The organism is Streptomyces sp. NPDC091649 (assembly GCF_044756785.1).
In the GTDB taxonomy this organism is placed as follows: Bacteria; Actinomycetota; Actinomycetes; order Streptomycetales; family Streptomycetaceae; genus Streptomyces.
In genome coordinates this window covers 1-1,149 of sequence record NZ_JBIVTR010000042.1, presented here as the reverse complement: position 1 = coordinate 1,149, position 1,149 = coordinate 1, and the positions used below count along the sequence as shown (strand labels likewise).

At 68.9% G+C, this 1,149-nt stretch carries 1 protein-coding gene; it reads right to left on the bottom strand.

Going from position 1 to position 1,149, the window contains the following annotated elements; genetic code table 11:
- Nucleotides 1–1,149 (bottom strand): 2-oxoacid:acceptor oxidoreductase family protein (locus ACIQMU_RS31535; RefSeq protein ID WP_402690250.1); only part of this gene is annotated, 1,149 nt, incomplete at both ends.

Here is a 1,149-nt window from a genome sequence, read left to right as displayed (position 1 = left end):
GACGACCGGCACCGGGGCCTCGCCGTTCCTGCCGAACATCGCCTGCAGCAGGTCGGCCTGCTCGGTCTTGGTCGGCAGCCCGGTGGACGGCCCGCCGCGCTGGATGTCGACGATCAGCAGCGGCAGCTCCAGAGAGACCGCCAGACCGATCGTCTCCGACTTCAGCGCCACTCCCGGCCCCGACGTCGTCGTGATGCCCAGCGCCCCGCCGAACGCCGCGCCCAGCGCCGCTCCGATCCCGGCGATCTCGTCCTCCGCCTGGAAGGTCCGCACCCCGAAGTTCTTGTGCCGCGACAGCTCGTGCAGGATGTCCGAGGCCGGGGTGATCGGATACGACCCCAGATAGACCGGCAGCTCCGCCAGCCGCCCGGCCGCGATCAGACCGTAGGACAGGGCCAGGTTCCCCGAGATGTTGCGGTAGGTCCCGGCCGGGAACGCCCCGGCGGCCGGGGCGACCTCGTAGGAGACGGCGAAGTCCTCGGTCGTCTCGCCGAAGTTCCACCCGGCCCGAAACGCCGCCACGTTCGCCTCCGCGATCCGCGGCTTCTTCGCGAACTTCTGCCGCAAGAACGCCTCCGTCGCCTCGGTCGGCCGGTGATACATCCACGACAGCAGACCCAGCGCGAACATGTTCTTGGACCGCTCGGCCTCCTTGCGGGGAAGCCCGAACTCCTTCAGCGCCTCCAGCGTCAGCGTCGTCAACGGCACCGGATGCACCCGGTACGCCGCCAGCGAGCCGTCCTCCAGCGGACTGGCCGTGTACCCGACCTTCGCCATCGGCCGCTTGGTGAACTCATCCGTGTTCACGATGATCTCCCCACCGCGCGGCACGTCGTCGATGTTCGCCCGCAACGCGGCCGGATTCATCGCGACCAGCACGTCGGGCGCATCACCCGGGGTCAGGATGTCGTGATCGGCGAAATGCAACTGGAACGAGGACACCCCCGGCAGCGTGCCCGCGGGAGCACGGATCTCCGCCGGGAAGTTCGGCAGCGTCGACAGATCATTCCCGAACGACGCCGTCTCCGAAGTGAACCGGTCACCCGTGAGCTGCATCCCGTCACCCGAATCACCCGCGAAACGAATGATCACCCGGCCCAGACGACGGACCTCCTTCCCACCCCCGCCCACGGCTCCCGTCGTACCTGG